This window comes from Devosia sp. Soil_C_22 (assembly GCF_057657195.1).
This window is the reverse complement of the sequence record NZ_JBDGIY010000001.1, coordinates 1,272,700-1,295,120: the sequence shown is the minus strand read 5'-3', so window position 1 is coordinate 1,295,120 and position 22,421 is coordinate 1,272,700. Positions and strand designations below refer to the sequence as shown.

Here is a 22,421-nt window from a genome sequence, read left to right as displayed (position 1 = left end):
CCTCTCAACCCGCAGGAGACTGACATGCCCGATACCGAGGCATTGATCGGCTATGGCTCTGTTTTCGAAATGGCGCCGGCCGAAACCCCTACCGTGTTCACCGCGCTCGGCGAGGTGATCAACATCACCCCCGGCGAGGATGATGACGAAGAGGTCGAGGCTACGCACTACCAGTCGCCGGACCGCACCCGCGAGTATATTCCCGGCCTTACGACGCCGGGCGAATGCACGGTCGAGGGCAACTACATCCCCGGCTCGGCGACCGACACCGCGATCATCGCTTCGCGCGGCAAGAAGAACCGGGGTCGGATCACCTTCCCCAATGGCCAGCGCATCACCTTCCCGATCGTTCGCCGCGGGTATGACCAGGCGATTCCGCTCGACGATCGCATGACCTTCACCGCCACCTATCGCCGCGCCGGCGCCTCGACCCGCGATGTCGCCACCGCCCCGATCAACGGTGTGCTGCCGGCGATCTCGGGCATCGCGCAGGTGGGCGAAACCCTGACCTGCTGGCCGGGCGTCTGGGCCCCGTTCGGCACGTTCACGTATCAGTGGAAGAACGAGGGTGTGGATATCCCCGGCGCCACTGACCAGACCTATGTGCCGGTGGTTGGAGACGTTGGCGACAATCTCACCTGTGAGGTGATCTGCACCAATACCGGCGGCGCCGTGGCGGCCACCTCGGCCGAGACCACGCCCGTGATCGCGGCGTAAGGGGGAAAGCCGTGGCAAATCCCCTTCGCGGCGAAGTCGAGATGCAGGTGGGCGATAAGACCTACCTGCTTCGCCTGTCCGTCAACCAATTGATCGCGGTGCAGAAGCTTACCGGCCTCGGTCTGGTGCAGCTCGAGGCGGCGCTCGCCGATACGGCAAACTTCATGATCGAGCCATGGCGCGCTGTGTTGTGGGCCGGGCTGCAAGAGCGCCATCCCGAGATCGACCTCGAGGCCGCAGGCGACCTCATCGGTGAGGCGGGCGTTGCTCTGGTGACGGTCAAGGTCGGCGAGGCGTTGCAGGCGGCCTTCCCGCAGCCGACGCGGGGTGGTGCTTCGGCAAACCCTCGGAAGTCTCGCCGTGGGACTGGGAAGCGCTCTTCCTAGATTTCCTGGCGCTGGGATATCCCGGCGAGACCTACTGGACCCTGACGCCTCGGCAACTCGATGCCTACCTCGAGGCCGGCGACCGGCGGCTTGTCCGTGAGCACAACCTCAACGCCTGGTTGGCGCACACCACGGCCCGGCTGATGCGCGCGAAGCAGCTGCCGGAACTGAAGAAGCTGCAGAAGCAAGATCGTCGCGGTGCTCAAAAGCCGCGGCGCCAGTCGTGGCAAGAGCAGATGGCCACGGTGGCCGGCTGGTAATCACACCCAGGAGACTGACGGATGGCGAGCGTTATCGGCAGCCTGCGTGTTCTGCTCGGCCTCGACACGGCCCAGTTCAACACCGGGCTCGCCAACACCAAGCGCGGCATCGACAAGTTCGTCGGCACCGCTAAGCTCGGCTTCGCTGCCGTAGCGGCTGCCGGCGCCGCAGCATCGGCGGCCGTGGCGGGCCTTCTCGCCGGCGCGATCAATCGCGCGGATAGCCTGAACGACCTGTCGGAGGCGGCGGGCGTTTCGGTCGAGACGCTGTCCCGCCTCGGCTACGCGGCCAAGATGTCCGGCGCGGATCTAGAAACGATCAGCGGCGGCATCATCAAGCTGACCAGGGCCATGGAAGCCGGCGTCGGTGCGAAGGGCAGCACGCCGTTCAAGGTGCTCGGCATCGACATCGCTAACGCGCAGGGGCAGTTGCGCAACGCCGACGATGTCATGCTCGATATCGCCGACAAGTTCTCGCGGCTGGAGAACGGCTCGACCAAGACGGCGCTGGCCCTGCAGCTCTTCGGCAAATCGGGCGCGCAGCTGATCCCCTTCCTCAACCAGGGGCGGGCGGGCATCGCCGAGCTCACGGCCGAGGCCGATCGGCTGGGCATCACCATAAGCACCAAGACGGCGCAGGCGGCCGGGCAGTTCAACGACAGCGTCGATAAGCTGTCGCTGGTTGGTCAGGCCTTCGGCAACATGCTGCTCGAGCGCGTGGCGCCCGCACTGGCCAGCTTCGCCAGCGAGGCAACGGACGCTGCATTCAACACCAACATCCTGCAGGGCGCCGTTGACCTGGTGGTGATCACCCTCAAGGGATTGGCCTCGGTCGGCATCGTGGTGGCGGGCTCGATCAATGTCGTGACCAAGTCCATTTCGGTGCTGTGGAACGGCATCAATGCCCGCGCTGCCGGTGTCGATCGCGACACTGTCTGGGAGATGATGTCGACCGGCTTTCAGGAAGTCGACACCGACATTCGTTCGACCATCAAGATGGTCGAGGCATTGTGGGACGGCACGCGCGCCAAAGAAGAGCAGACCTATGCCGACCAGGTCCGCGATGGGCTTTACAGCATGATCCCTGCCGCCGAGGCGGCAACCAACAAGTTCGTGCCGTTGACGAGCGCACTCGACCATCTGACGCACACCTTCGACGACTTCGTCAGCACCACGGCCGGATCTGCGTCCTCTGCACTGAGCGGCATCGTCAAAGACGCAATCGCGGGCAAGGATGCGATCAGCGGCCTCATCGGCAAAGTCGGCGATTTGGGCGGCAAGCTGCTCGACATGGCGGCCGACCAGGCGATTCAGGGCCTGTTCGGCTGGCTCGGAGGCCTGCTTGGTGGTGCGATCGGTTGGGGCAATTCGACCGGCGGCATCCTCAACAATTTGCTGGGCGGCGGGCCGGTACGGCTGGGCTTCAACCTGCCCGGTTTTGCGAATGGCGGTTCCGGCTTTGTCGGTGGTTCGGGTGGTACCGACAGCCAACTGTTCATGGCGCGCGCGACGCCCGGCGAGGCCTTTGCTTTCGGCGACGATGCGATCAACGGCATGGGGGGGAAAACCTCGCCGGTGCTGAACGTCAAGGTCGACGCGCGCGGTGCGCAGGTTGGGGTGGCCGAGCAGATCGACAACTGGGCGCGCATGAAGTTGCCTTCGCTGGTGCAGAAGGCGGTCAACGACCCGTACGCGGTGGGAGGCTGATCCGTGCCGGCGATCACCTTCCCTATGTCGGCTGCGATATTCGCCGACCTTCTGCGCGTGCGCTCGGTGAGCTGGCGCCTGGCCAATCGGCAGGAACTGTCCGAAGCCGGTGGCGAGCAGCTGGCTGCCGATCTCGGCCCACGCCTGTTCGAGGCCGATATCGAAACCGTGCCGATGGAGCACGTCGAGGCCGACCAGCTGCAGGTCAAGGTCGACGCCCTCGATGGCGCATTGCAGAGCTTCTACCTATGGAACCCGCGCCGCCCATATCCCCAGTCCGATCCAGACGGCACCGTCCTGGGCGAGGCGGAGATCGAACTGCTGTCGCTCGGCGTCGACAACAAGAGCCTCGCGCTCACTGGCCTGCCTGCCGGATACGTTGTTACGCCGGGCGACATGTTGGCTGTGGACTATGCCTCGCCGGAGCGGCGGATGCTGTTTCGCTTCGTCGAGGGAGGCGCAGCCAGCGGCGCTGGCGAGACGCCGCAGCTCGAGGTGCGCCCGCATCTGCGCCCAGGCATGGTGGTGGGTGATCCCGCTTTCCTCGCTAGGCCCGCCGGCAAGATGGTGATGGTGCCCGATACCGCCGAGGTGGTGCAGGTCAGCATGGTGCATTCGGTGTTGCGCTTCACCGCACGTCAGACCTTGAGGGCTGGCTGATGGTGCGCGCTCTCGATGTCGCCACCCAAGGCGCTATCCGCAACCGGGGCACCCTGGTGCCGCGCAACTTCGTGGTGTTCACGACCAAGATCCGCACCACCGGGTTGCCAGTGATCCGCGGCCTCTGGGACGACGCGGAATCGGTGACGGTCAACGTCCTGTCGGGCGAGACCGGCACCGTGGTTAGCCGCAACTTCGACGGCGATGGCGCGATCGCTTCGATCGACCCCATCCCCATGCGGATCGGCCTCGAGGTGCGCACCATTCAGATGGTGCTGAGCCCTCTGCACTCGACGGTCGAGGCGATCCTGCGCACCGACGAGCCGCGCGGCGCCAAGGTCGAAATCTACCGCGGCCTGCTCGACCCCGCGACGATGCTGCTTATCGCCGAACCGCGCATCCGGTTTCTCGGCAAGATCAACGGCGCACCTATCGACACTCCGGCTATCGGCGGGCAGGCGCAGGCCACGATCAAGATCGTCAGCCACACCCGCGAGCTGACTCGCACGAACCCTGCCAAGAAGGGCGACGAGACCCAGCGCCTTCGGTCCGGCGACCGCTTCCGGCGCTACACCGGCGTCGCTGGCGAGTGGCCGATCTGGTGGGGCGAGGAGAAGAGCGACTAAATGCCCTGGCTGATCAGTGCCCTCGTCAACCTCGTCATCGGGGTTGCGCTGTCGTTTGTCGGCAGCCTCATTCAGCAGGCGACCGCGCCGAAGCAGAAAGAGCCCGGCGTCAAGGGCAACATCACGGTCGGTGGCGCCGAGCCGCTGAGCTTCATTCTTGGCCGCTATGGCACGGCCGGCCACCTCGAGTATGTCGGCACCTGGGGCAGTGCCGGTGACACCCCCAATGCCTATCTGACGCACGTCATCTCGTTCTCGGACCTGCCGATCCGCGGGTACAGCCGGTTCTACGTCTATGGGGAGCCGGTGACGCTCGGCGACACGCCGCACCCGACGCGGGGCTATCCGGTGCTCGAATACCGCAAGGGCAGCAAGGATCACCTGTGGGTCAAGATGTACGACGGCACCCAGACCGTCGCCGACCCGCTTCTGCTGAGCTCGTTCGGGTCGGATCCTGACCGGCCGTGGGGAGCCGATATGATCGGCCGGGGCGTGGCCTATTGCGTGTTCACGGCCAAGGTGAACCGCGAGCTGTTCTCCGGCTTTCCCGACTACTTCGCAGAGGTGGACGGCTTCGACCTCGGCGATGCCGCGTTGCACGACAATCCAATCGCACTCATTCGGCAGACGCTGGCTGGGCTCGCCTATGAGGGCGATTGGCTGTGGGGCCTGCAGGGGCTTCCGGCGAGCCGCACCCCGGCAACCAACTGGGATGCCGAGATCGCCAAGTGCAACCTCGATATCGACCTGCTCGGGGGTGGGACCGAAAAGCAGTTCCGCGCCGGCGTCGAGGTGAGCGTCGACCAGCAGCCGATCGAGGTGATCAACGAACTGCTGAACTCCTGCTCCGGACGCATCGCCGAGATCGGCGGCGTCTACAAGGTGCTGGTTGGCGCGCCCGGCATGCCGGTGGCATCGTTCACCGACGAGGACATCGTCATCACCGAGGGGCAGACCTACGAGCCGTTCCCCGGCCTCGAAAGTACCTATAACGGCGTCAATGCCACCTATCCCGAGCCGGCTGAGAAATGGGGCATGAAGGACGCGCCAGCCCTGCGCGACATCGAGCTCGAGGAAGAAGACGATGATCGGCGCCTGCCGGCGACGGTGACATTCCCCTACGTCTATTCGGGCACTCAGGTGCAGCGGCTGATGCAGGCCATGCACCGAGAGAGCCGGCGCTTCCGCAACCACTCGCACACGGCTCCGCCGGAGTGGTGGGAATACGAGGTGCTCGACCCGGTCGAGTGGAACTCGGCCCGCAACGGGTATGACGACAAGGTCTTCCTGATTACCCTGATGGACGACCTGCCGAACGGCAACCAGTTCGTCGGCATCAAGGAACAGGACGCGACCGACTACGACTGGACGCCCGAGGTGGACGAGCGGCCATACTTCACAGCGCCGCTGGTGATCGTACGCCCCGCCCCGCAGCCGATGACTGGCTGGAGCGTGGCGCCGGCCTATATGCCGGACAATGACGGCGCGCCGCGCTGGCCCTCAATCGAGGTGAACTTCTCGGCCGGGCTGGTCGATGTCCGCGCCGTCCGCGTCCAGGCGCGCCTGGCGGGAGCGGCTGCGCCCGTGTTCGACGGCGAGCTGCCCTACGATCCGGACGATACCGAGCCCTCGGCGTTGCTACAGGCCACCTGGCCGGGCGACACCGACTATGAGGTGAGGGGCAAGTACCTGCCGCAGTCGGGCCGCGCCACGCTCTGGTCCAACCAGGACGAGGATGGCACCGATGGCCCGTGGTTCGCGGTCACCACGCCGCCGGACATTCCCGCCGAGCTGCCGCCGATCGCGCCGGAGCATCTTGGGCCCGAGCTCGCCGCCGACCATGGCTTCCTCACCGAGACCGAACCGGGCTCGCTCGATGCACTGATCGCGGCGTTTGAAGCCCAGCTCGACGTGGTGGCCGGGGCGGTCACGACGGCCAACATGACCGCCAACGTCATCCGCGAGAGCCTGGTGGCGAAGTTTGGCTCGGCCACGGCCGCCATTCTCGAGGAGAAGCTGGTTCGGGCGAGCGAGACCGCTGCCCTGGCGACGCAGATCGCCAACGTGCTCGCCCAGGTCGACGAGGTGATCGCCGATGGCTACCTGCGCTTGGATGCCGAGGTGGATGGCGGCGGCGCCCTGACGACGATCACGGCGAAGGCGAAGGCCTCGGCCGGCGCCGCCTTCTCCCAGGCGGCGTGGGTGCTGCGCGCCGAGGCGAACCTGGAAGGCGGCACTGACGCCTATTTCGGGGTCATGGGAGCCTTCTACGTGTTCCTGGCGGACGGCACGCCTGTGCCGGCCTTTGCCGTGGATGGCGTCACCGGAAGGATCAGGTTCAACGACTGGGACAGCATCGCCACCACAGCCGGCGGTACGCCGATCATCCAGATGCATGGTTCGACAGGCTATTTCGGCATCACGGTGAACACGCCATGACGGAGACGGCGTTTCGCGCATTCCCCGATGCCGTTCTGGTGGCGCTCTTCGACGAGGCACCCGGCGGCGGCGACCCGACCGACATCAACTCGCTACGGAACCGGCCGGCCCTCGATCCCGAGGCATGGCTCGCCAACGTCTACTTCCACACTTCCCTCGACAACATGGAGGTGATCCTCGACCAGGTCGTGACCATCAACCATGCTTCCTTCGGAGCCATGGCCGACGATGGCCAGAACAACGGGGCGGTGCCCGAGGGCTATTATGGCCCTGCCGCCTCGCTCGTGACGCACGACCTCGTGACCTTCGCCGACCTCGGCTACGAGCCGTTCGCACTGGTGACGATCGGGGACAATGCGCTGACGCCGGGTTATCCCGTGCAGGTGCCGGCCATCGTCAACGGCTCCGGTCGTTACTGCTGTCCGGTGACCACCTCAACCAAGGTGCAGCTCAGCGAAGCACGGGTGCAGTGCTCGGTCGGCCTCGGCGCAGTCAGCATCGACTACCGCGTGATGGTGTTCCGGAGGCAGCGCCCGCCGTCCACAGACAAGCTGATCGAGTTCGATCCGCCCACCGGCGGCAACGTGTCGATGGGTCTCGATCGCTTCAATTCGCTCCGTCGCTACCTGCAGGTCGTGCCGGGCGGTACGCCCTTCGGCCTGACTTATGGCCGCAGCATGGATGCGAACAACGGAGCACCGCGCCTCGTTGCGCCATCGGGCACGATCTACGATCCGGTGCCGAGCGATGCCACCTTTCGACTGGTCTGGGGACCGGACCCTGGCCCGAGCGCGCCGTACACCTATGGCGGCACGTTCACCGGCGATGAGACCATCCTGGTGCAGGCGCCATGAAGGGTATCGAGTTCGATCCCCTGGGCCGCATCACCATAGTAGAGGGGATGCGGACGGTGACGACGACGGACGGCACGCTGGTGTGCCTGCTGTCGTCGCTGCAGACCTTCGACGATGTCACTCTCGACTATGCCGATCCGCCCAAGAGCGAGGTGCGGCCCTGGACAGGTCACCAGGAGTGGACCGCCGACATCAGCACTGACCATTACCTGCAGCGCCAGACCATCCAGCACTTCTACTGCCGCAGCCCCCAGGAGCTGGAGACCTATGTCGAACTGATGGACGCCCCGGATGGGGCAGACATTTTTGTCGGCCATGTCCGTCTCGAGCGCACGACCTCGCCGACCCATAACTGGTGGGGGCAGCCGCTCGTCGCGTTGCAGCCACAGAATGTGTGGGTGCCCTGGAACGGCTCCGGGATGATGGAGCACGCCTATGGCGTCACCCGGCTGCTGCATCTGGAGATCGCCTACCCCGACGATGCATCCAGGATCGCACGGATGAACGGCAAGCTGCGCCTGGCGCTGCAGCAGTCGGTCGGTCCCAAGGTCGGTGGGGCGGGAACGCAGAGCGGCATCCAACCCCCCAATCAGCTGTTCCGCCGACGCACGGAGGGCAACAGCTACGTGCTGCAGGATTTCAACAATGCCGGCGTCCTCGTTTGGACGAGCAGCAGCAGCCCTTATCGAGCGCAGAAAAGCAACACCTTCAGCGGTGGCCTGACCGTGTTCGTACCCCAGTTCGACGACTGGCACCCGACGCTAGGCACCTACCCGGCCGCCGCCGATCCGACCAACTATCGGTCCGTCTACAGCGCGGACGTCAGAGGCTATTTCGGCCGCAGGAGCTAAGATGACCGAACTCTACTCGACCGGCACGGTCGCCGTCTCGGAAGGCAGCGTCGACTTCGTCGGCACCGACACGGCCTGGCTGCCGGTCAACGCCAAGGCCGGCGATACCCTCAACGTCGCCGGCCATGTCGTGCTGATCGCGGAGATCTCCGACCCGACGCACGGCAAGTTCGCGATCCCTTATCCGGGCGAGACCGCTGCCGGGTTGCCCTATGCCATCGCCAAGACATCGTCGGAGTGGGGTACGAACCGCACGCTGGCGCTGCAGACGGCCGAAATGATCCAGTTGCTCACCACCATCGTGGTGGAGCGGACGGGCATTGCCTTCGACGCTTATGGCAGCCTGGCCGGCAGGGATGCGCACGACGACAAGCCGGCCGGCTTCGTCTACCTCGCCGTCACGCCGGCGCCCTGGACGCTCTACATCAAGCTCAGTGGCGACACGGCCGACTGGGACGCTGGGCAGGCGATGGAGGGTGCACCGGGGCCTTCTAACGTCCTCACCATCGGGACGGTAGAGGATGGCGAGGACGCTGATGCCACGATCACGGGAGCATCACCGGACCAGCAGTTGAACCTGGTGCTTCCTCGGGGTGCGGCAAGTACTGTGCCCGGCCCCGCCAACGAGTTGGCCATCGGGACGGTTGAAGGTGGGGTGACCGCCGATGCCACCATCACTGGCGAGGCGCCTAATCAGGTGCTCAATCTGCAGCTGCCGAAGGGCGACACGGGCGATGCTGCCACGGTGACCGTGGGGACAGTGACTACGGTGGAGCCGACCGAGCCTGCCACGGTGACCAACACTGGCACGCCCGGCGCGGCGGTGTTCGATTTCGAGATACCCAAGGGACCACCCGGGTCGGGCTCTGTCGACAGCGTCAACGGGGACCCGGGCCCAGATATCGTTCTCGACGCCGACGACATCGACGACGCTGCCACAACGCACAAGTTCGCTACTGCAGCTCAGCTCGCTGCTGTGGATGCACTCGGCAGCGCCTCGACCAGGAACACCGGAACCGGCGCGGGCAACGTGCCGGTGCTCGATGGCGCTGGTCTACTCGACGAGAGCATCCTGCCGGCGCTGGCCATCACGGACACGTCTGAGGTCGCCAACCAGACGGCAATGCTGGCGCTCACAGCCCAGCGCGGTGACATCGCTGTTCGCTCCGACATCAACAAATCCTTCGTCCTGAAGGCCACCCCCGCAAGCACGTTGGCCAACTGGGTCGAGCTGCGCACTCCAACGGACGCCGTCCTGTCCGTGATCGGACTGACTGGCGCAATCTCCCAGAGCGCCCTGAAGGCGGCGCTGGCGATGGCGAAGGCCGATGTCGGCCTCGGCAATGTCGACAATACGTCCAACGCAACCGAGCGGGCGGCCACTGCGACCCTGACCAACAAGCGTGTCACGCCACGCGTAACCACGATCGCATCGAGCGCGACGCCGACAGTGAACACGGACAACTGCGACGTGGTGGACATCACCGCCCTCGCAGCCGCCATCACGTCGATGACGACCAACTTGAGCGGCACGCCAACGGTCGGGCAGGTCCTCATTTTCCAGATCAAGGACAATGGCACGGCGCGGGCCATCACATGGGGAGCAAGCTTCGCCGCGATGGGCGTTGCCCTGCCAACCACCACTGTGCTGTCAAAGCGGCTCACCGTTGGCTTTCTCTGGAACGGTACGACCTGGGGCTGTGTCGGATCGGCTCAGGAGGCGTAAGATGAGCCAGCACATGTACCGGATGCTTGCGGCGCTGATGCCAAAGGCGGTTGCCGATATTGTGCCGATCGATGAGGGCTTTTCTAACCCGGACAGCGGTGGCGGTACAGCAACGCAAACCTGGAGCGCGCGCGTCAGTTCGAGACCGGTAACGGTATTAGTTCTCTACTATCGGCAGACATCTGTCAGGACCCTAACCAGCGTCACCTGGAACGGAGTTGCGGGAGAGATAGCTGTTCAAGCGCAGAACGGGACGACCAATGTCTTGAGCGTTGCCATCATTATTTTCGCAGGCACGTTCTCCGGCGATATCGTTGCAACCTTCTCGGGCACCGTGGCGACTTCCGTTATGAGCCAGATTGCCTTGGAAAACGTCATCAGCCCCACCCCAGTCGACACCGACATCGGAACTCCCAACGACTTGGCGGCGCTGTCGTCGCCGGGTGTCGGCGGAATTCGAATAGCGGGATACTGCAACCAAACCACAGGAACCGCTTGCACATGGACGAATGCAACGGAAATCGCGGACGCCAACTGGAACAATATGCGGATAAGTGCCGCGTGGGACTTGGGAGACGATGCCTCGACGATTAGCCCGGCGTCGGCAACCGGTGTGAGCCGCCAATCTGTGGGAGTGTCGATCAGGTAGCGCCAAACGCGATCGGGGCTCGCTGTATTCCTTCCGGGGAAATAGTAAATCCCGTAGCCGCCGCATCCTGCCACCGCAGTTGGGCCAATTGCGCCCCAAGCGCCGGCCATGGCGCTGGGCTTCCGTCCTTCCTGTGACGACCAGAATGCCAGCGCATGAAGTGAAGGTAGAGATACTCCATCTCACCGTCTTGCGTGTTGGTCAGTCTTCCGCCCTTCCAGAGCCACGTTTGCGGCCATGGTCGACCAGTGTCCCACCAATCCAGTTTTGGGGTCCAGGTGCTGTAGCGCTCGACAAACAGGGACTTCCAGAACATGCTCTTGTAGGCGCGTGTGATCGGGTTGCTGGAAGTAAAGACGCGGCGATAGGGTCGCTCATCGATCGCCAAATTCTCTGATTTGGTGGCAAGTTCTGCCCACCTATGGATGCGGCGGTAGCTCTGTCGCAGCCTAGGTGTGTTTCTAAACACCGCCAGGTGCCCGGTCACGCGCCCTTTGCCTGCAGAGATGACGTCGTAACGATCCAGTACTTCGTCGGTGTAAAAGTGTCGAATGCGGCCAAACATGACGTCGATGTCGGCGTAGCCGTAGCTGCGATATCCGGTCAGTTCGTCCTCGAAAGAGTGCCCAAGCGCAGGCTTCAGGTCGCACAGTTTGTATGGCTGTTCGATGTGAGACAACGCCAGCCCGGTCGCATCGCCTATCCGACGCAACACGTCCCCGAACGGCATCACTAACAATCTGACGTTCGGTGGCAGGTTCTCTGGCGGTGGCTGGTCGGTGACAAGTAGCCAGTCTACATCTGCGTTCCAACGGCAGGTCTCGAGGTAGAACTCAATCCACCTCGGCCACGGGCCGAACCACATCGAAATCAGTATCAACGGCTTCAATAGCCGATCCCTCCTCTAGGCGGGCAAATATCTGCGCGGCTTCGCCCGTCTAGTCAATTTCTGCGCCTAAGCGCTAGCGCCATTCCCCCTCATCATCGGAGACGACCAATGACCCCCAACGTGCCCACTGGCGCGGAGCTTTGCTATGCGTGAAACTCTGCCCGTCGCCCTTCGGCTGATGTTCGGCCACGAGGGCGGCTACTCCAATGCCAAGACCGACAGCGGCAACTATCTCGATGGCAAGCTCGTCGGAACCAAGTATGGGATTACCGGCAAGACGCTGGCGGCCCATCTCGGAAGGCCCTCCGTTACGGCGGAACGCGTGCAGGCGATGACCCTCACCGAAGCCGAAACCATCTACCGCAAAAGCTACTGGACCCAGGCCGGCGGCGATGTGCTGCCCAAGGGCCTCGACTATGCGGCCTTCGACTTCGGCGTCAACTCGGGCCCGAACCGCGCGGTGAAGACGCTGCAAGCCGTGCTCGGCGTGAAGCAGGACGGCTGGATTGGCGAGAATACCCTGCGCGCAGTGACCGACTATCCCGGCGGCACTGCAGCCCTGATCGTCGCCTATTGCTCTGCCCGCATGGCCTTCCTGCGCCAGATCAAGGGGGCGAGGGGCTGGAGCGCGAACGGCCGCGGCTGGACCATCCGGGTCACTGGCAAGGATCCGTCCGGCAAGTGGAAGGCACAGCCCGGCGTGGTCGGCAATGCGCTCAAGCTCGCCGCCGGCGAATTCGAGCCTGTTGCCGATGCGCCCAACGACTATGACGGTGCGCCGGAGGGAGGCGATGCCAAGGCGGAACCGCCGCCCAAGAACCCTTGGCTTGATCCGGGTGTGATCTTCTCCGGCGCCGGGGGCATCCTCGGCAGTCTCGGTGCGCTGTTCTCCGGTTCGGGCCCGGTACAATGGGCTCTGGCGGGCGCGATCCTCATCGGCGTTGGTGTCGGAGCTATCCTGCTGGTCCGCAAGCTCGGACAGGTGCAGCCATGAGGTGCGGTCTCGACGTAACCTGCCATCTCTGGGCTTGGTTCTGGGCACTGCCGTGGTGGGTGCATTGGGGTCTGGTCGCGTGCCTAGCGCTTGCCCTGTGGGGCGTGGCTGCGCGGCTGTGGTCGATCGCCAAAGCATTCGGGGGCTGGCAAGCTGCAACGGCCGCCGTAGGTGCCCTGGCGCTCATCCTGGCGGCCGTGTTCCTGCGCACGAAGCCGAGGCCCGCGGAGCCTGAGCCCGACGACCCGGACTTCGCACCTCCACCGCCGCGGCCTCGCCCGACAATCCAGGCGCCCCGGCATCGCGAAACCGTCTCCGACTGGTTCAAGCGAGTGACGGGTCAGTAGTCATCCCCGCGGCTTCGGCTGCGCCTCCCGGCGGCTACGGCTGCCGGGGTTTTGTTCCAAGCGTCACCTCCCCCACATCCCCACGAAAGGTCTGGCGCATGTCGGATGCCTTCACTGCCGAGCAGCTTGCTCAACTGTCGAAAGTGGTCAAATCCGCGATCCGTGAAGAACTGGCGGATGCCGGGCTCCGGCTGGACGATGCGGACCACCAAGACGACGCGCGCCGGGACTTCATGTTCCTCCGCTCCATGCGAACAGGCGTGAACGGCGTCGCTGCGAAAGTCGGATGGGTCTGCATCGCAGCGGCTCTAGGCGGGGTTGTGTGGGTCGTACAGCTCGGGCTCAATGCCTGGAAGCATCTGCCCTAGTTGAAAGGGGCAGCCCGAAGGCCGCCCCCTTTGTAAGACTTTACCCCTTCGGGAAGTCCGCCGGCAACGCAGCGGCAGGAGGGATATTGGGGTATTTGCGCCCCTTCATCACGTCCGCGATGCGGCCGAAATTCAGGCCACGATAATAGCCGGAAATCCACGCATACGGGATATCCAACTGCCTGGCCTTCTTGATAACCGGAACCATCTCTGGAGTGAGAGGACGGTCTTTCATGGAGTTGTTACCTCATTGGTTTGTGACCAGTGAGGGCTTGATCGATGCTAGAGACTCTGTATATTCCGAGCTGTGCACAAATCGGAGCCCTCACCGGCTCAGGCGGTCCAAAAAACCGGCTTAGGCGTCCTACCGCTTGGGCCGGTTTCGTCTATCCGGGAATCGGATACACCGAGCTAATATAGCGCTGCCGTAACGAGTCGTTAACCCCTTGATAGTGATTCAGTTTTGACCGCTTGGTCAGTTCTTTGGACGCCCGAGCGCCGGGTTCGTAGACTGAATCTCCTGCGCGACGCCGCGCGAGCACTGGCCCCGGCCTCCCCATCGGAGTGCCGGGCCTTTCCTTTTTGTCCGGCCGCACCCAGGCTGATTGCTCAGGCTTCGTCGTCCGCAAGCTGGCGCAATTCCTTGATGGAAATCTCATCGCCCGTGCGCGTAACCACGATTTTCACAACAGTTCCGCCGCCGCCTTGGATAAGGCTCAGCGCATGAAGTGCCGCTTTGGCGGAGATGGCCCTATGGACGGTGGTGCCTAAGATCAGGCGATACGATATCGCGTACAAAGGTGACGAGCCCCCAAGGCAAAGTCGAACAAAAACATAAGCATCTCTCAGGCGTCGGCGGGCCGAACCTTATCCTCGTTCAGCCCCATCGTGTCGCGATGCCCGCTTGGCAGTTCGATGGTGATCTGAGTGATTTCCTTGAGCCGCGGATGCGGTGCCAGCCGCGTGACCTTCGCCTTCACCCACACCTCCTTGCCGACCTCATAAGGGGGCTTGCCCGGTCGCCTCGCCATACTCGATACTCCGCTAAACGCCGCGAGGACAGAAACACCGGCGCGGCGGCAAGGTTGCGCGCGTTACGTGATGAGACCACGTCGCGCTCAGCTCGGGGGATGTCATGCTCAGAGGTCGCAGGGGACCGATCTGGTTCGTTGTGGGGTGGGCCGGCGTCTGCGCTGCGATCATATTGCTGGTCGTGCTGGTGCGGATGCGTGGAGGCGGTATCGGCTAGCCCATGCCCAAGATCACCATCGTCTATGGCGTGCTCGACGAAAATGAGGGCCGGTTCAGCGTGTCGTTTCCCGATGCGCCGAAGGTCACGGGCTATGGGACATCGCGCGAGGCGGCGATAGAGAATGGCGCACAGCTGATGCGTAAGCATGTGGCGGCTATGGAGCGTGACAGCAAGGCATTCTCGCCACGCACGACCAAGCAGCTGAGTTACGACGACGCGGTACGGGTGGCGCTGCAGCTTGGGATGGAGATGGTGGCGGTCCCGCTCTAGTGGCTCTCGGTGCGGCAACACCGCAATCCGTCGTGGCTTGTTCTCATTCTGTTCACGGGGGTATTCTTGCGCGATGAATGCGCCCGACCCCAACGACTTCTCCGGTCAGCTTTCCGACTATCGCTTCAAGCACCTCGATATCGCCTGCGGGCCGTGCGGCCGGTTCGGGCACTACAAGGTGACGACGCTGCGCACGCTGCTGTTTAACCCGCCCCTCAGCGAAGTGCCGCGGCTGCTGGCTATCAAGGCTGGCTGCCCGCTTGCCGTTCGCTATCCCGGCCACGAGTGCCGTGCCTGGTTCGCCAGCAAGGACAACGCGAAGGCGAGCAAATATCTCGGTGATCGACGCTTCGAGGGTTGGGAGCTCCTGCTCGCCTGTCAGCGCACTCACCAGGGCCTGAAGTCGACGAAGCCGTGCAAAGGGGTGTTCGAGCTCGATCTGTCGAGCCTCGTCGCCGTGCTGGGCCATACCTTCGAGGTCGACCAGCTGCCGCGCCGGCTGGTCTGCCCCGGTTGCGGCAGCCATCACCACAACCTCTCCTGGATCGCGCCGAAGGCACCGCCGGCGGAACCGATTCCGCTCAAACGGGCCGGTTGAGGTTTGCCGGCCTATCATTTGATGTATCCTCATCACGCTCACCGCCCTTAACTGGGCAGGAGAGGTAAAGCGTCATGCTCCGTGGCCGCCGTGGCATTTTCTGGTTCATTGTCGGCTGGGCCGGCGTTTGCGCGCTCATAGCCCTGCTGGTCATGGCTGTGTGGCTTTCCAGCAGAGTGGCTGCGTAAGAGGCTACGAAACGACGGTGATCACGGCTCGAGAGGCGATGCTGATCATTAGAAGCGCCAAGCCGAGTAGCCCCCACAGCGGATCGGCATCTTCGCGGCCGACCAGCGGCAGTTCCTTGGGAAGGCCAAATCGGGCCATGATGCCCGCGCCGATCAGGTTCATGGCAATCAACACCCATGGTACGATCTGCATCTGACGACGCCCCCTTTGCATCCCCGCTTGATGAGCGGTGCAATGCCGAGGGGCCAAGTAAGTTGCTCAGATCACGAGAGATTTAGGGATCGCTCAGAACAGGCTGGGCTCCGCCGCAGGCGGCTCGGGATCTTCCTTGTTCCCGATCGAGACGATGCGGAGCACGCCCGGCGGCAACGGCCGCTGCAGCTTCTTGGCCTCATCCCACGGCGCGGTGAGCCATGTCTCGATCTCGTCGGGCGTCGTCAGGATCACCGGCATGGAATCGGGATTGACCGCGCCGACGACGTCGTTTGGCTCGGCGGTGAGGAAGGCGAACAGGTCCGTGGTGATCAGCCCCTCGGATGTCTTGCGCACGCTGGTCCACTGCGGCGCCCAGATGCCGGCGAACCACCCGAGCGGCCGGTCGGCGTCGTAGGCGAACCAGGCATTGCCTTCCTTCTTGCCATCCGGCCCGATCCTCGAGCTGAACTCGGCGAAGCTGGTGAAGGGCACGATGCAGCGGAATTCCGGCGCCAGCCACCGCGTCCAGTGCAGGCTCTCGGTATTGCGCACGTTGTGGGTGCCGCGGTCAGGCTCCATGCGCACGAGCTCGGCGAACTCCTCGTCGCTCAGCGCTTGGCCGCGCTTCTTGGTGATCGCCTCGGCCCGCTTCTTGGCGTTGAGGTAGAGCGCCCGCGCCGAGCTGGGTAAGCCCCAGCGCACCTTGACCAGCTCGCGGAAGCCCTCGGGCGTGTTCCGTATGATCGGCGCCAGCATGTCGGGGTAGACACCGGTCTGCGGCGCCAGGTTGCCGATGTTGTAGGCGACCTCGAAGGTGAAGCGCAGTCGGCGCAGGGCCTCGAGATTGGTAGTGATGGAGTAGGCGTGACACATGACCGGCACGCTACTTTCACGTCGCGGCTGTGGATAGCCGGATTAGCGAGGAAAGGAGTCAGCGCGGATTTCTCAAGGATACGAGAAAAGCGCAGGCTCGCGCGAGAGGTGCGAGTCATGCGACTGAGCCACGTTGCCCGTGGCGCCTTAGCTGCCGAAAACGGGCGCCGCCAAATGATGCTTCGCGGGTCAACGCCTAACGGGCACCCCCTTTGGGACCGAGACGAAACCGGCACTCTTGTAAATCGGCATCCTGACTACGATGCAGCGGTCCGAATCAACACGCGGCGCACAAGGGTCGCTCACTACGGCAAAGCGGGACGGCTTGGGATAACTAAGCCCGTTCATCGATGGTCGGACAATGAAGTCCTGCGTCTCCATCGCCTGTTCGCATCGTCCCCCAAGGAGGAACTATTAGCGGCCCTTCCGGGTCGAACTTGGTCGGCCATCTGCAGCCGGGCAAACGGAGACGGCCTTCGTAGGAAGCGCAAAGAGCCCCTGACCGGTATCCTTATCATTGATCAGATATTGGTGAGACGGCGCCGGTGGAACCTGTCGCTAAGCGACCTTGATGCCATGTGTTTCTCAGCAGGCTATTTTCAGAACCACAAATGGCGACGCCGCCTGGATGGCCGCGTCCTGGCCCGCGCGGTTGCTTTACTAGGGGGCGAGATAAGGGCTAAGGCGAATGCCCGCTAACCCTTGGAGTCCCGCGGAGGACGATCTCGCCAGGCAGGCCTTACCGCTCGAAATCATCCGACGGTCGCTGCCGGGGCGCTCGCTGTACGCTATCAAGAACCGCAGGAAACGCCTGCTGCTGACGTCCAAGCCTCCCGCCTTCTTCGTCCCTCGATGGGGTGCGGTAGAAGATCGGATCATCAGGGAGATGTATCCAAACTATGAAAAGCTGCAGGCGGCCCTGCCGCAGCGAACGCTCTCTGCTATCCGGTCTAGAGCCAACTATATCGGCGCCGTCACGCACCTCAGACCATGGACGATGACAGACCTTCGGAAAGCGACGAGCCGGTCATCCGACTTCGATGTACATAAATGCGCGGCGGAGATGGGGAGAACGGTGACCGCCATAAGGAAGGTCCGCTGGGAGGCGGGAGTTCTCGTCCAGCTCCATAACCAGCATGGGCCTATTCCACGGCTACTGGAGGACCTTCGAATGCTCGTTCAGGCAGATGGCGAGAGCTTCGTGGGCGCCGCGCGGCGCGCCGGTGTCAGCCGTGGGACGCTGTTCGCGAAAAGGAAGCTGCAGAACTACAGAGCACTTTTTCGCATTGCCGAGCACTTTGGTGCAGAGCTTTACGTCGACTGGAGCGACTAAGGCGTACCCGGCCGCTCCTCGGAGGATTTACCGAAGCGGCTTCCTCGTCGCCCTGATCAGTTATCGCCCTGGCCATCATCGGCGCCGGCTTCTGGGCATGGATCGGGCGGGAAGCCACCTGGCTCATAGGAAAAGCATCGCCCTCCCCGGTGGGGTGGGTCCTTGCATTCTTAACCAAACGGGTTCAGCATCACTTTTGGTGCCTCAGAAACACCCGCAGCGGTCCCTTGCCGGGGATGGCGCTGCAATCGCGATAGGCGGGCTGCGGCCTTGCCGGGCCTCTCGCTCGCCGAAGTTGCCAACGCGCCACGCGACCGTGGCGGCGACCGGCTGCATATTGCCGGGTGTGCCGCGGTTATACAAGACCCTTTTGGGGAAGGCCGTGGCGCAGGTTTCGCGACCTGTTTCTGAGCACCCGGTGCCAGCCTGCTGCTGGCGATCCCGGCCTCAGAAACCGGAAATCGCGAGACCAAAATGAACTTCATCAAAATCGACGTGCATCGCGCACTGTCTGACTTGGACGACCCGCGGCGCGGCATTGTCCTCAAACGCAATACTGCCATCGACCTGGTTTCGGCGCTGATCGATTTCCTCGACGACACCGAGGGCGACTGCGACCTCGAGGATGTCGACCCGGACCTCGAGCCCAGCCTTGCCTCGCCGGAGCCACGCTACGCCACCGCCCCGTACTGGAACGGCATCTGGCCGACCGAGCGGCTGTACGATCCCGCCGAGCCGATTGGCTCACAAACGCGATGGGCATCTGCTGGCGGATGGACCGATCTCGAAGACGAGCACGATGGCATCGAGCCCGAGAACGAGCACGGCCCGTCGTGGACCGAGCGGTCCGCGCTCCACGGGATGCTCCACGCATACGGCGACGAAGACATCGAGCCGAGTCTGAGCCTGACCGAGCACGTCAATCAGGCTACGCGGATCAGGGCGGACTACGACCAGCGCTTCATCATCGACGGCGAGGCCGATTACGCAACCGACCCGGCCCGCGGTTCCAGTCGGGCTCGGAACGCGGATGACGAGCCTTCGCTCGGCTCGCCCGAGATCGGCCCGCAACAGTCGTATTGGATGGGGACAGGCGGCACGTACCGCTTCCACGGCTCGCAGGCGTTCTGGGCAAACGGCCGGGGCACCATGGAGGAGGAAGCGGTGAACGAGGACGGCGAGGAGGAAGGGATATGACCAAGCAGATCCTACTGGCCCGACTAGCCGATCAGATCGACCGCGTGAACTACCTTGCGCTCGCCGCGCTGATGGCATGCGAGACGGTCGGCGGCGAGGAAGGGAAGGCGCTGCAGTCGCTCTTGGGGCTCGTTAAGGGCGGCGTCGATGAAGCCCGCCAGATGCTCGATACGCTCGACGAGGAGAAGGCGGCATGAACCGGCGTCATCTGATCACCGGCGTGGCTGCTGCCAGCGCGGCTGTCACCCTGCCCGCCTCTACGGTCGCTGCCGATCCCAGCGAGCGCATCGGTGAACTGTTCGAGGAAATGGCCGCGCTGCTGCCGCACGTCGCTGGTGGCCACTTCGCAGCGGTGGTGCTGCCGGACGGTCGCTATTGGCTCACCACCCGAGTGGCATACAAATGACCGCGCGTCTCATCTGGAACCTCGCCATGGCGGTCCGCCGCCTACTATTGATCGTCGATCCCGACAAACCTGCCGCCGTGTTCGCCAAGGCCGTGCTCGACGAGGCCGAAGGATTCCTCAAACGCTGACAAAAACCTTCGGGCTCCGGCTTCGGCTGGGGCCTTTTTTGTTGCGTTCATGTTGCGCGGAGTTGCCGGGTGTCCGGCGAAACCCTTGGAAATCCTTGGTAGTCCGTTGCAACATGGTTGCAACATGAACGGCACAAAACTGCCTCGCCCCGAGGGCGTAACGCCTTGATTTATCAGGAGAAAGTGGCTGGCTGGGGAACCTGGATTCGAACCAAGATTAACGGAGTCAGAGTCCGCTGTTCTACCATTGAACTATTCCCCAAGCGCCCGGCCTGGGAACGCGGGGCCAGGGCCCTCGGCGTTCGGTGGTGGCTTCTAGCGGCAATCGCCTTTGGGATCAACACCCGATTTCGCGGGTTCCGACAGGGTTCATCGGCGCGGCAAATCGGGGGCGATTTGCGGCCGAATGTGGGCGTTGCGCTCGGACCCATCCTCCTCTACCCTTTGCGCTGACACTAGAAATGAGCCCGTGTGCGGGCGCCCCCGGTTCAGGCCGGCTGGAGCGACCGCGCGGGAGATGGAGAACAGGTTGGCCGATCCCGATCGGTCCGCCGCCGTAGCCGAGCCCTTGGGCGCGGAGCGGCACCGTGGGGGTCAGGGCGCAAGCCCCGGCCCATCGACCGCCAAGGCCGGGGGGCAACCGGCACAGGGCGGAGCGGAGCGGCGGACGCATCCCCATGCCAATGCGCAGCGGCGCCATCGCGGACCGCTATACGCGGCGCTCGACCTTGGCACGAACAATTGCCGCCTGCTCATTGCCCGGCCACATGAAAACAGTTTTCGCGTGCTCGATGGCTTCACCCGTATCGTGCGGCTCGGCGAAGGCCTGAGCACGACTGGGCGGCTTTCGGACGCCGCCATGGAACGCACGATGGAGGCGCTGCGGCTGTGCCGCAACAAGCTGCGCGAGCACGAACCGGCGCGCATGCGGCTCATCGCCACCGAAGCCTGCCGTTCGGCCAGCAATGGCGAGGAATTTCTGGCCAGAGTCGAGCGCGAGCTGGGACTCAGGCTCGAGATCGTCGACCGGCAAACAGAGGCGGCGCTCGCGGTCACCGGTTGCGCCGACCTGATCGAAGGCGACTCGGCCGGGGCGCTGATGTTCGATATCGGGGGCGGCTCGTCGGAGCTGGCCTGGCTCGATTTCCGCGGCGGCCGGCCGCGCCGACAAGGGCGCATGTCGTCATCGATCCGCTCGTGGCAATCGCTGCCGGTCGGCGTGGTGTCGATTGCCGAAAAGTTCGGCGGCGTGGATGTCACAGCCGACACGTTCGAGGACATGGTGCAGTTCGTCTCCGGCCACCTGCGCCAGTTCCGCGGGCGCGACAAGCTGCGGCAGATGATTGCCGAGCATCCGGTGCACCTGATCGGAACCTCGGGTACGGTGACGACACTTGCGGGGCTCCATCTCGGCCTCGAGCGTTATGAGCGCCAGAAGGTCGACGGGCTGTGGATGAGCCGGCTCGATGTCGACGTGACGATCAAGGCCCTGCTCGGCATGACCTTCGACCGCCGCGTCGCACACCCCTGCATCGGCAAGGACCGGGCCGACCTGGTATTGCCGGGCTGCGCCATTTTCGAAGCGATCCGGCGCGAGTGGCCGGTGGATCGGGTGCGTGTGGCCGACCGCGGGCTGCGCGAAGGCATTCTTATTTCGCTGATCGATGCAGACCGCGCCGAACGCGCCAATATCCGCAGGAGTCGCTGATGCCGAAGGGAAGTGGCGACGGAATCGGACGCCGGTCGGACCGCGACCTCAAGGTTCGCGTGAAGACGGCCAAGGGGCGCAAGATCGGCTCGACGCTGTGGCTGCAGCGCCAGCTCAACGACCCGTATGTGGCCAAGGCCCGGGCCGAGGGCTACCGCTCGCGCGCCGCCTTCAAGATCAAGGAACTGGACGAGCGCTACCACCTGTTCAAGAAGGGGCAGCGTATCGTCGACCTCGGGGCGGCGCCGGGCGGCTGGTCGCAGATCGCGGCGCCGATCGTCGGCTCGACCGCGGAGAACCCGCTGATCGTCGGTATCGACTATCTCGAGATGGATCCGATCGACGGCGTGATCCTGCTCCAGAAGGACTTCAACGACGAGGATGCGCCGCAGGCGCTGATCGACGCACTGGGCGGGCACAAGGCCGATATCGTGATGTCCGACATGGCGGCGCCAACCACGGGGCACAAGGCGACCGACCACCTGCGCATCATCGCGCTGGTGGAGCTCGCCGCCGACTTCGCCGTACAGGTGCTGGCACCAGGCGGCACCTTCATCGCCAAGGTCTTCCAGGGCGGCACCGAGCATGAGCTGCTGCATATGCTGAAGCAGCATTTTGCCACCACGATGCACGCCAAGCCCAAGGCCAGCCGGCAGGATTCGGCCGAGACCTACCTGGTGGCGCGGGGGTTCAAGGGGCAGTAGAAAGTAGAAGTTAGAAGTTAGAAGTTAGAAGGCAGGAAGCAGCGGATGGTCGCTGTCCCCGCCTAATTTCTACTTTCTAACTCCTACTTTCTTTT

Annotated in this window: 27 protein-coding genes and 1 tRNA gene; 21 read left to right on the top strand and 7 right to left on the bottom strand. The window is 64.0% G+C overall.

Annotated elements, in window-relative coordinates:
- Window positions 1-24: 24 nt before the first annotated feature.
- The 10 genes from AC3A6I_RS06080 to AC3A6I_RS06035 all read left to right on the top strand — a co-directional run bounded on the left by AC3A6I_RS06080 (window position 25) and on the right by AC3A6I_RS06035 (window position 10,875).
- A complete protein-coding gene (locus AC3A6I_RS06080) occupies window positions 25-717 on the top strand; it encodes a phage tail tube protein (protein WP_487542586.1) in 693 nt (230 codons plus the stop codon).
- A gap of 11 nt (window positions 718-728) precedes the next feature.
- Window positions 729-1,103 carry a GTA-gp10 family protein gene (locus AC3A6I_RS06075; RefSeq protein ID WP_487542584.1) on the top strand — a complete coding sequence of 125 codons (375 nt, stop codon included), beginning with the start codon at window positions 729-731 and terminating at the stop codon, window positions 1,101-1,103.
- A gap of 281 nt (window positions 1,104-1,384) precedes the next feature.
- Window positions 1,385-3,070 (top strand): hypothetical protein, encoded by a 1,686-nt coding sequence (locus tag AC3A6I_RS06070; protein WP_487542582.1) that lies wholly within the window; start codon window positions 1,385-1,387, stop codon window positions 3,068-3,070.
- Window positions 3,071-3,073: 3 nt separating this feature from the next.
- The gene (locus AC3A6I_RS06065) at window positions 3,074-3,730 is read left to right on the top strand and encodes a hypothetical protein (protein WP_487542581.1); all 657 of its coding nucleotides are present in this window, start codon (window positions 3,074-3,076) and stop codon (window positions 3,728-3,730) included.
- Entirely contained in the window at window positions 3,730-4,356 is a 627-nt protein-coding gene (locus AC3A6I_RS06060) for a hypothetical protein (protein WP_487542579.1), read from the top strand. The genes AC3A6I_RS06065 and AC3A6I_RS06060 overlap by 1 nt, the downstream gene beginning before the upstream one ends.
- Window positions 4,357-6,795 (top strand): phage tail protein, encoded by a 2,439-nt coding sequence (locus tag AC3A6I_RS06055; RefSeq protein WP_487542577.1) that lies wholly within the window; start codon window positions 4,357-4,359, stop codon window positions 6,793-6,795.
- Window positions 6,792-7,649: a hypothetical protein gene (locus tag AC3A6I_RS06050; protein ID WP_487542575.1), complete on the top strand. Its 858-nt coding sequence runs from the start codon at window positions 6,792-6,794 to the stop codon at window positions 7,647-7,649. Before AC3A6I_RS06055 ends, AC3A6I_RS06050 begins: the two co-directional genes overlap by 4 nt.
- Window positions 7,646-8,500: a hypothetical protein gene (locus AC3A6I_RS06045; RefSeq protein WP_487542573.1), complete on the top strand. Its 855-nt coding sequence runs from the start codon at window positions 7,646-7,648 to the stop codon at window positions 8,498-8,500. The genes AC3A6I_RS06050 and AC3A6I_RS06045 overlap by 4 nt, the downstream gene beginning before the upstream one ends.
- A gap of 1 nt (window position 8,501) precedes the next feature.
- Window positions 8,502-10,226 (top strand): hypothetical protein, encoded by a 1,725-nt coding sequence (locus tag AC3A6I_RS06040; RefSeq protein ID WP_487542572.1) that lies wholly within the window; start codon window positions 8,502-8,504, stop codon window positions 10,224-10,226.
- 1 nt (window position 10,227) lies between these two features.
- Window positions 10,228-10,875 carry a hypothetical protein gene (locus tag AC3A6I_RS06035; protein WP_487542570.1) on the top strand — a complete coding sequence of 216 codons (648 nt, stop codon included), beginning with the start codon at window positions 10,228-10,230 and terminating at the stop codon, window positions 10,873-10,875.
- Here AC3A6I_RS06035 and AC3A6I_RS06030 read toward each other — a convergent pair.
- Entirely contained in the window at window positions 10,868-11,764 is an 897-nt protein-coding gene (locus tag AC3A6I_RS06030; RefSeq protein ID WP_487542568.1) for a DUF6625 family protein, read from the bottom strand. The genes AC3A6I_RS06035 and AC3A6I_RS06030 overlap by 8 nt on opposite strands.
- 145 nt (window positions 11,765-11,909) lie before the next feature.
- On the opposite strand from AC3A6I_RS06030, the gene AC3A6I_RS06025 reads away from it, so the two are divergent.
- A complete protein-coding gene (locus tag AC3A6I_RS06025; RefSeq protein WP_487542566.1) occupies window positions 11,910-12,758 on the top strand; it encodes a glycoside hydrolase family 108 protein in 849 nt (282 codons plus the stop codon).
- 445 nt (window positions 12,759-13,203) lie between these two features.
- Window positions 13,204-13,473, top strand: a complete 270-nt coding sequence (locus tag AC3A6I_RS06020) for a hypothetical protein (protein WP_487542564.1) — start codon at window positions 13,204-13,206, stop codon at window positions 13,471-13,473.
- Between the two features lie 40 nt (window positions 13,474-13,513).
- Here the strand turns inward: AC3A6I_RS06020 and AC3A6I_RS06015 are convergent, their stop codons facing one another.
- The 3 genes from AC3A6I_RS06015 to AC3A6I_RS06005 all read right to left on the bottom strand — a co-directional run bounded on the left by AC3A6I_RS06015 (window position 13,514) and on the right by AC3A6I_RS06005 (window position 14,504).
- Window positions 13,514-13,708 (bottom strand): hypothetical protein, encoded by a 195-nt coding sequence (locus tag AC3A6I_RS06015; protein WP_487542562.1) that lies wholly within the window; start codon window positions 13,706-13,708, stop codon window positions 13,514-13,516.
- 374 nt (window positions 13,709-14,082) lie between these two features.
- Complete coding sequence (locus tag AC3A6I_RS06010; RefSeq protein WP_487542560.1) at window positions 14,083-14,271, bottom strand: hypothetical protein; 189 nt, start codon at window positions 14,269-14,271, stop codon at window positions 14,083-14,085.
- Window positions 14,272-14,318: 47 nt separating this feature from the next.
- Window positions 14,319-14,504: a hypothetical protein gene (locus tag AC3A6I_RS06005; protein WP_487542559.1), complete on the bottom strand. Its 186-nt coding sequence runs from the start codon at window positions 14,502-14,504 to the stop codon at window positions 14,319-14,321.
- Window positions 14,505-14,725: 221 nt separating this feature from the next.
- On the opposite strand from AC3A6I_RS06005, the gene AC3A6I_RS06000 reads away from it, so the two are divergent.
- Window positions 14,726-14,995: a hypothetical protein gene (locus AC3A6I_RS06000; protein WP_487542557.1), complete on the top strand. Its 270-nt coding sequence runs from the start codon at window positions 14,726-14,728 to the stop codon at window positions 14,993-14,995.
- A 73-nt stretch (window positions 14,996-15,068) separates the two neighbouring features.
- Window positions 15,069-15,593: a hypothetical protein gene (locus tag AC3A6I_RS05995; RefSeq protein ID WP_487542555.1), complete on the top strand. Its 525-nt coding sequence runs from the start codon at window positions 15,069-15,071 to the stop codon at window positions 15,591-15,593.
- 192 nt (window positions 15,594-15,785) lie between these two features.
- Here AC3A6I_RS05995 and AC3A6I_RS05990 read toward each other — a convergent pair whose 3' ends face one another.
- Together AC3A6I_RS05990 and AC3A6I_RS05985 are read right to left on the bottom strand one after the other, a co-directional pair.
- A complete protein-coding gene (locus AC3A6I_RS05990; RefSeq protein WP_487542553.1) occupies window positions 15,786-15,974 on the bottom strand; it encodes a hypothetical protein in 189 nt (62 codons plus the stop codon).
- A 93-nt stretch (window positions 15,975-16,067) separates the two neighbouring features.
- Entirely contained in the window at window positions 16,068-16,850 is a 783-nt protein-coding gene (locus AC3A6I_RS05985) for an SOS response-associated peptidase family protein (protein ID WP_487544988.1), read from the bottom strand.
- A 688-nt stretch (window positions 16,851-17,538) separates the two neighbouring features.
- On the opposite strand from AC3A6I_RS05985, the gene AC3A6I_RS05980 reads away from it, so the two are divergent.
- From AC3A6I_RS05980 to AC3A6I_RS05960, 5 genes are all read left to right on the top strand, one after another.
- Window positions 17,539-18,183: a hypothetical protein gene (locus AC3A6I_RS05980; RefSeq protein ID WP_487542551.1), complete on the top strand. Its 645-nt coding sequence runs from the start codon at window positions 17,539-17,541 to the stop codon at window positions 18,181-18,183.
- Window positions 18,184-18,657: 474 nt separating this feature from the next.
- Window positions 18,658-19,380 (top strand): hypothetical protein, encoded by a 723-nt coding sequence (locus AC3A6I_RS05975; protein ID WP_487542549.1) that lies wholly within the window; start codon window positions 18,658-18,660, stop codon window positions 19,378-19,380.
- Window positions 19,377-19,577 carry a hypothetical protein gene (locus tag AC3A6I_RS05970; protein WP_487542548.1) on the top strand — a complete coding sequence of 67 codons (201 nt, stop codon included), beginning with the start codon at window positions 19,377-19,379 and terminating at the stop codon, window positions 19,575-19,577. The genes AC3A6I_RS05975 and AC3A6I_RS05970 overlap by 4 nt, the downstream gene beginning before the upstream one ends.
- Complete coding sequence (locus AC3A6I_RS05965; RefSeq protein ID WP_487542546.1) at window positions 19,574-19,786, top strand: hypothetical protein; 213 nt, start codon at window positions 19,574-19,576, stop codon at window positions 19,784-19,786. Before AC3A6I_RS05970 ends, AC3A6I_RS05965 begins: the two co-directional genes overlap by 4 nt.
- Window positions 19,783-19,914, top strand: coding sequence for a hypothetical protein (locus AC3A6I_RS05960; protein ID WP_487542544.1), 132 nt, complete (start codon window positions 19,783-19,785; stop codon window positions 19,912-19,914). Before AC3A6I_RS05965 ends, AC3A6I_RS05960 begins: the two co-directional genes overlap by 4 nt.
- A 188-nt stretch (window positions 19,915-20,102) precedes the next feature.
- On the opposite strand, the gene AC3A6I_RS05955 is transcribed toward AC3A6I_RS05960, so the two are convergent.
- Window positions 20,103-20,176 (bottom strand) — tRNA-Gln (locus AC3A6I_RS05955).
- A 267-nt stretch (window positions 20,177-20,443) separates the two neighbouring features.
- Between AC3A6I_RS05955 and AC3A6I_RS05950 the strand changes: the two genes are divergently transcribed.
- Complete coding sequence (locus tag AC3A6I_RS05950; RefSeq protein ID WP_487542542.1) at window positions 20,444-21,622, top strand: Ppx/GppA phosphatase family protein; 1,179 nt, start codon at window positions 20,444-20,446, stop codon at window positions 21,620-21,622.
- The gene (locus AC3A6I_RS05945; RefSeq protein WP_487542540.1) at window positions 21,622-22,326 is read left to right on the top strand and encodes an RlmE family RNA methyltransferase; all 705 of its coding nucleotides are present in this window, start codon (window positions 21,622-21,624) and stop codon (window positions 22,324-22,326) included. The genes AC3A6I_RS05950 and AC3A6I_RS05945 overlap by 1 nt, the downstream gene beginning before the upstream one ends.
- Window positions 22,327-22,421 lie beyond the last annotated feature (95 nt).

Excerpts from the sequence above, each read along its gene's own strand:
- AC3A6I_RS06080 (WP_487542586.1), top strand. The coding sequence starts at position 25 with ATGCCCGATACCGAGGCATTGATCGGCTATGGCTCTGTTTTCGAAATG.
- AC3A6I_RS06070 (WP_487542582.1), top strand. The coding sequence starts at position 1,385 with ATGGCGAGCGTTATCGGCAGCCTGCGTGTTCTGCTCGGCCTCGACACG.
- AC3A6I_RS06060 (WP_487542579.1), top strand. The coding sequence starts at position 3,730 with ATGGTGCGCGCTCTCGATGTCGCCACCCAAGGCGCTATCCGCAACCGG.
- AC3A6I_RS06055 (WP_487542577.1), top strand. The coding sequence starts at position 4,357 with ATGCCCTGGCTGATCAGTGCCCTCGTCAACCTCGTCATCGGGGTTGCG.
- AC3A6I_RS06050 (WP_487542575.1), top strand. The coding sequence starts at position 6,792 with ATGACGGAGACGGCGTTTCGCGCATTCCCCGATGCCGTTCTGGTGGCG.
- AC3A6I_RS06045 (WP_487542573.1), top strand. The coding sequence starts at position 7,646 with ATGAAGGGTATCGAGTTCGATCCCCTGGGCCGCATCACCATAGTAGAG.
- AC3A6I_RS06040 (WP_487542572.1), top strand. The coding sequence starts at position 8,502 with ATGACCGAACTCTACTCGACCGGCACGGTCGCCGTCTCGGAAGGCAGC.
- AC3A6I_RS06035 (WP_487542570.1), top strand. The coding sequence starts at position 10,228 with ATGAGCCAGCACATGTACCGGATGCTTGCGGCGCTGATGCCAAAGGCG.
- AC3A6I_RS06025 (WP_487542566.1), top strand. The coding sequence starts at position 11,910 with ATGCGTGAAACTCTGCCCGTCGCCCTTCGGCTGATGTTCGGCCACGAG.
- AC3A6I_RS06020 (WP_487542564.1), top strand. The coding sequence starts at position 13,204 with ATGTCGGATGCCTTCACTGCCGAGCAGCTTGCTCAACTGTCGAAAGTG.
- AC3A6I_RS06015 (WP_487542562.1), bottom strand. The coding sequence starts at position 13,708 with ATGAAAGACCGTCCTCTCACTCCAGAGATGGTTCCGGTTATCAAGAAG.
- AC3A6I_RS06005 (WP_487542559.1), bottom strand. The coding sequence starts at position 14,504 with ATGGCGAGGCGACCGGGCAAGCCCCCTTATGAGGTCGGCAAGGAGGTG.
- AC3A6I_RS06000 (WP_487542557.1), top strand. The coding sequence starts at position 14,726 with ATGCCCAAGATCACCATCGTCTATGGCGTGCTCGACGAAAATGAGGGC.
- AC3A6I_RS05995 (WP_487542555.1), top strand. The coding sequence starts at position 15,069 with ATGAATGCGCCCGACCCCAACGACTTCTCCGGTCAGCTTTCCGACTAT.
- AC3A6I_RS05990 (WP_487542553.1), bottom strand. The coding sequence starts at position 15,974 with ATGCAGATCGTACCATGGGTGTTGATTGCCATGAACCTGATCGGCGCG.
- AC3A6I_RS05985 (WP_487544988.1), bottom strand. The coding sequence starts at position 16,850 with ATGTGTCACGCCTACTCCATCACTACCAATCTCGAGGCCCTGCGCCGA.
- AC3A6I_RS05980 (WP_487542551.1), top strand. The coding sequence starts at position 17,539 with ATGCCCGCTAACCCTTGGAGTCCCGCGGAGGACGATCTCGCCAGGCAG.
- AC3A6I_RS05975 (WP_487542549.1), top strand. The coding sequence starts at position 18,658 with ATGAACTTCATCAAAATCGACGTGCATCGCGCACTGTCTGACTTGGAC.
- AC3A6I_RS05970 (WP_487542548.1), top strand. The coding sequence starts at position 19,377 with ATGACCAAGCAGATCCTACTGGCCCGACTAGCCGATCAGATCGACCGC.
- AC3A6I_RS05965 (WP_487542546.1), top strand. The coding sequence starts at position 19,574 with ATGAACCGGCGTCATCTGATCACCGGCGTGGCTGCTGCCAGCGCGGCT.
- AC3A6I_RS05960 (WP_487542544.1), top strand. The coding sequence starts at position 19,783 with ATGACCGCGCGTCTCATCTGGAACCTCGCCATGGCGGTCCGCCGCCTA.
- AC3A6I_RS05945 (WP_487542540.1), top strand. The coding sequence starts at position 21,622 with ATGCCGAAGGGAAGTGGCGACGGAATCGGACGCCGGTCGGACCGCGAC.